The sequence below is a fragment of the Ramlibacter sp. genome (assembly GCF_035706265.1).
Classification (GTDB): Bacteria; Pseudomonadota; Gammaproteobacteria; order Burkholderiales; family Burkholderiaceae_C; genus Ramlibacter.
The window spans coordinates 1-5,138 of the sequence record NZ_DASSVG010000096.1; the positions used below are offsets into that span (position 1 = coordinate 1).

A 5,138-nucleotide genomic window follows, 5' to 3' on the forward strand; every position below is an offset into this window, starting at 1 on the left:
GCTTGCCTGCCCAACTTTGGGTCCTATCGTCGGCACCAACGCGGGGAATGTAGGAGGAAGAATGCTGACTCGCAAGGCGGCGAGAAGCCCCATAGACTCCAGTACTTCCTATTGAGTGGTTCGATTTTCCAACTCTCGCTCCTCGCTCTGTATTGCGCCTGCGCGGGAATGTCCGCGCGGCGGGAATGAGCCACCCGGCCCTCAGCGCCGCGCTTCCCGCAACTGCCGGTTCCGCACCTCCCCCAACCGCTCCAGCATCCAGCCCGGATACTCCTTCGTCAGCGCGCTGACTGCATCCAGCCGCTCCAGCTCCGTTGCCTCCAGCCGCAGCTCGGTCGCGCGGATGTTGTCGGCCAGTTGCTCGGGGCGCTTGGCGCCGACGATCACGGTGGTGACCTGCGGCTGGTGCAGCAGCCAGGCCAGGGCGACCTGGGCCACGGTGACGCCGCGCGCCTGCGCGATGTCACGCATGACGTCGATGATGTCCCAGGCCCGCTCCTTGTTCACCGGCGGGAAGTCGAAGCTCGTGCGGCGGCTGCCTTGCTCGCCCTGCTGCTCGCGGCCGTACTTGCCGCTCAGGAGGCCGCCGGCGAGCGGGCTCCAGACCATGAGGCCGAAGCCTTCGCTGCGCAGCATCGGGACCAGCTCGCGTTCGAGGTCGCGGCCGGCGATGGTGTAGTAGGCCTGCAGCGACTCGAAGCGCGCCAGCCCCAGGCGCTCGGAGATGCCCAGCGCCTTCACGATCTGCCAGGCCGCCCAGTTCGACACGCCGACGTAGCGCACGTGGCCGTGGCGCACGAGCTGGTCCAGCGCGCGCACCGTTTCCTCGATCGGCGTGGCGGGGTCGAAGCCGTGGATCTGGTAGAGGTCGATGTGTTCCAGCTGCAGCCGCTTGAGGCTGGCCTTCACGCCGTCGAGGATGTGGCTGCGCGTGTTGCCGCGCATGTTGCTGCCGGGACCGGTCTCGCCGAAGACCTTGGTGGCGACGACGACGTGGTCGCGCGCGACCTTCAGATTGCGCAACGCCTGGCCAGTGATCTGCTCGGAGAGGCCGCCCGCGTAGATGTCGGCGGTGTCGATGAAGTTGATGCCGGCGTCGAGCGCCTGGCCGACCAGGCGCTCCGCCTCCGACTGCTGCAGCTGGCCGATCTGGGCCCACATGCCTTCGGCGCCGCCGAAGGTCATGGTGCCGAGGCAGAGCTCGGAGACGAACAGGCCGGTGCGGCCCAGGGGAACGTGGCGCATGCAGGACTCCTTGGCTGGAAGGGGAAAAGGGGGGATTGTGGCGAGGGCGGGGCGGCTGGGGTGCGGGGCTCAAGGAAGCGCTGTTGGCCGCAATGGTTTTCGGAGAGCGGCGGTGGCCGGGAGTGCCCCCCTCCCGGCCTTCCTCCGGAGGGGGAAGGAGAAGATGGCGTCAGCGGACGGCGAAGACCTTGCGCAGGTAGGCCAGGAAGGTCTCGTCCGTCGACAGCGTCTTGCCCGGCGCGTCCGAGAGCTTGGCCACCGGCTGGCCGTTGACTTCCACCAGCTTCATCACGATGTTCAACGGCGTCTGGCCGACGTCGTTGGTGAGCTTGGTACCGATGCCGAAGCCCATGTTCACGCGGTCGCCGAAGTGGCGGTAGAGCGAGAGCATCTTTTCCGCGTCCAGGCTGTCGGAGAAGACCAGGCGCTTGCGGTGCGGGTCGATGCGCAGCCGCGCGTAGTGCGACAGCGCCTTCTCGCCCCAGGCGACGGGGTCGCCCGAGTCGTGCCGCAGGCCGTCGAACAGCTTGGCGAAATAGAGGTCGAAGTCGGCGAGAAAGGCGTCCATGCCCACCGTGTCGGTGAGCGCGATGCCGAGGTCGCCCCGGTACTCCTGCACCCACTCCTCCAAGGCCGCACGCTGGAAGTCGCGCAGCCGCACGCCCGTGGCCTGGAACGTCTGCAGGTACTCGTGCCCCATGGTGCCGATCGGCGTGAGGCCGCACTCGCGCGCCAGCAGCACGTTGGAGGTGCCCTTGAAGAACTGCGGCAGCTCGCGCGCCAGCGTGGCCACCACCTCGGCCTGCCAGTCGCGCGCGAAGCGCCGCCGCACGCCGAAGTCGAAGAATTCGAAGGGATGGGCGCGCGGCGGCTCCTGCCCGATCGCGCGCAACCGCGCGATCGTGTCGGCGAGGCGGCGGCGGCCCTCGGCCCAGGCGGCGGCGCGGTCGAAGCGGCGGAAGTACAGCTCGTTGACGATCGCCAGCACGAAGATCTCGAAGCCCATCACGTGCACCTGCGGCCCGCACGCCTCGATGCGCAGGTGCTCGCCGTCGGTCCAGGCATGGATGAAGTCGCGCTGGAAGTGGAAGATGCGCAGGAAGTCGACGAAGTCGGGCTTGATGAAGCGCAGGCTGCCCAGGTACTCCAGTTCGTCACGCGCGAAGAACAGGCCGCACAGATGATCGAGCTGGGCGTTCACCTCGTCGCACAGTTCGGCCAGCGGGTACGCCGGCGCGTTGCGCAGCACGAAGCGGTACAGCGCCTGCGTCTGCGGGTGCCGATGCAGCATGGGCTGCCACATCGTGAACTTGTAGAGGTCCGTGTCCAGCAGGCTGCGGATGACGGGGTCGAACGCCATGGCGCGAGGGTAAAGAAAAAGGAGCCCGCGCGGGGCTCCTCCGGATGGGAATCGGGGCGTTCAGCCGCCTTCCATGTCGTGGCGCCGGTCGGCCGGCACCGGGCCGCCCTGGCGGCCGCCGCCCTGCGGATAGCCGCCGGTGGGCCACTCGCCGCGCTGCATCTCCATCTCGTCGCGCGCCCGGTCGCCCATGTTGTCGGCCATGTACTTCATCTGGCTGGACTTCTCCTGCGCCTTTGCGTACCACTTGCGCAGGATCTCGCCCGCCGTTTCGCGGCCGCCCAGGCCGAAGGCCAGGCCCATGCCGAGCGCGATCGCGCCGACCACCGCCATGAACAGGGTGTTGACCAGTTCGGTCGCGATGCCCAGCTGGTTGACGGCGACCACGATCGCGAAGGCCCAGACGATGATCGCGGAGGTCTTGGAGAGGAAGTTGGTGTTCGACAGGCCCGCTTCGGCGGCTGCGCCGCGCACCAGGTTGCTCAGCGCGCGCGCCGCCAGGCCGCCGATCACCAGCACCACCATCGCGACGACCACGTTCGGCAGCCACAGCAACAGCTGGCGCAGCACTTCCGAGACGGCGGGCAGGCCCAGCGCGTCGAAGGCCACCACCAGCGCGATCAGGCGGACGAACCACTTGACCACGAGGCCGATCAGGCCGGAGGCGTCGGTGTTCATGCCCATCTTCTGCACGAAGTCCGTCAGGCCGGCCCGCTGGGCCAGGTCATTGAAGCGGATGGTGCGCAGGATGGCCGCCAGGCCGCGCTCGATCAGCGAAGCGATGAACCAGCCGGCGATGACGATGACCGCGAAGCCGATGATCTTCGGAATCGCGGAAAACAGCAGCGCCAGGGCTGCCGCGAGCGACGTGAACATGGCGTCGCTCCAGTGGGTGACTGCTGTGGGCATGAACGGACCTCCAGTGCGGGATGTTGGCAACTGCCGCTTACTTTCCGCTACGCGCGCAGCCGCCCCAGTCGGCCGTGGACCGCGGGAGGTGTAGGAGAGCTTTACAAATGCGGCGGGTGGTGTCCGGCAGGGCGCGGCCTGCCGACCTGCGCAGGCCGTTCCGGTAGGCTGGGGCTGACCGCGCGCAATGCGCGCCGGAAGCCCAGCGCTTCGCGCATCGCTGGGCTTCGCGCGCTTTCGCGGCTCAGCACCAGCCTACGTTCGGCCTTCGGCGCTCACCGCCAACCTCGGTTCCGCCGCCTACTTGAGGATGTCCCCCAGGCACAGGTACTTGATCTCCACGTACTCGTCGATGCCGTGGTGCGAACCTTCGCGGCCCAAGCCGGACTGCTTGACGCCGCCGAAGGGCACGTGCTCGGTGGCGATGATGCCGACGTTGATGCCCACCATGCCGTATTCCAGCGCCTCGCTCACGCGGAAGATGCGGCCCACGACGCGGCTGTAGAAATAGCTGGCGAGGCCGAACTCGGTGTTGTTCGCCGCCGCGATCGCCTCTTCCTCGGTCTTGAACTTGAACACCGGCGCCAGCGGGCCGAAGGTTTCCTCGCGCGCGCACAGCATGTCCGAGGTGGCGCCGGAGACCACGGTCGGCTCGAAGAACTGGCCCTGCAGCTTCTTGCCGCCGGTGACGATCTGCGCGCCCTTGGCCTTGGCGTCGTCCAGGTGCTTCTGCACCTTCTCCACCGCGGCCGGCTCGATCAGCGGGCCCTGCACCACGCCTTCCTCGAAGCCGTTGCCCACCTTCATGGTCTTTACCCTGGCGGCGAACTTCTGCACGAAGGCGTCGTACACGCCCTCCTGCACGTAGATGCGGTTGGCGCACACGCAGGTCTGGCCGGCGTTGCGGTACTTGCTGGCCATGGCGCCTTCCACGGCCGAATCGAGGTCGGCGTCGTCGAACACGATGAAGGGCGCGTTGCCACCGAGCTCCAGCGAGAGCTTCTTCACCGTGGGCGCGCTCTGGCCCATGAGGATGCGGCCCACCTCGGTGGAGCCGGTGAAGCTGATGTGGCGCACGACGTCGCTGGCGCAGAGCACCTTGCCGATCGCGATGCTGTTGGCGCCGTCGGCGGAGAGCACGTTCAGCACGCCCGCCGGGATGCCGGCGCGCAGCGCCAGTTCGGCGGCGGCCAGCGCCGTCAGCGGCGTCAGTTCGGCCGGCTTGATCACCACGGGGCAGCCCGCGGCCAGCGCCGGCGCCACCTTGCGCGTGATCATCGCGAGCGGGAAGTTCCAGGGCGTGATCGCGGCGCACACGCCGATCGGCTGGCGCACGACCAGCAGCCGGCGGTTGTTGTCGAACTGCGGCAGGGTCTCGCCGTTGATGCGCTTGGCTTCTTCCGCGAACCACTCGACGAAGCTGGCGCCGTAGGCGACCTCGCCCTTGGCCTCGGCGAACGGCTTGCCCTGTTCGGCCGTCATGAGGCGGCCCAGGTCTTCCTGGTTGGCCATCAGCAGGTCGTACCACTTGCGCAGGATGGCGCTGCGCTCCTTGGCCGTCTTGTTGCGCCACGCGGGCCAGGCGCGATTCGCCGCCGCGATGGCCTGTTCGGCCTCCTGCGGG

The 5,138-nt window shown here is 68.3% G+C and carries 4 protein-coding genes; all 4 read right to left on the reverse strand.

Going from position 1 to position 5,138, the window contains the following annotated elements; translation table 11 throughout:
• Positions 1 to 201: 201 nt before the first annotated feature.
• Positions 202 to 1,245, reverse strand: a complete 1,044-nt coding sequence (locus VFM98_RS03700; protein WP_325108554.1) for an aldo/keto reductase — start codon at positions 1,243 to 1,245, stop codon at positions 202 to 204.
• A gap of 169 nt (positions 1,246 to 1,414) precedes the next feature.
• Positions 1,415 to 2,605: a nicotinate phosphoribosyltransferase gene (pncB, locus tag VFM98_RS03705; RefSeq protein WP_325108555.1), complete on the reverse strand. Its 1,191-nt coding sequence runs from the start codon at positions 2,603 to 2,605 to the stop codon at positions 1,415 to 1,417.
• 60 nt (positions 2,606 to 2,665) lie between these two features.
• Entirely contained in the window at positions 2,666 to 3,514 is an 849-nt protein-coding gene (locus VFM98_RS03710) for a mechanosensitive ion channel family protein (protein ID WP_325108556.1), read from the reverse strand.
• 300 nt (positions 3,515 to 3,814) lie between these two features.
• Positions 3,815 to 5,138: NAD-dependent succinate-semialdehyde dehydrogenase (locus tag VFM98_RS03715; RefSeq protein ID WP_325108557.1), on the reverse strand; the 1,324-nt coding region annotated here is incomplete at its 5' end.

Excerpts from the sequence above, each read along its gene's own strand:
- VFM98_RS03710 (WP_325108556.1), bottom strand. The coding sequence starts at position 3,514 with ATGCCCACAGCAGTCACCCACTGGAGCGACGCCATGTTCACGTCGCTC.
- pncB (WP_325108555.1), bottom strand. The coding sequence starts at position 2,605 with ATGGCGTTCGACCCCGTCATCCGCAGCCTGCTGGACACGGACCTCTAC.
- VFM98_RS03700 (WP_325108554.1), bottom strand. The coding sequence starts at position 1,245 with ATGCGCCACGTTCCCCTGGGCCGCACCGGCCTGTTCGTCTCCGAGCTC.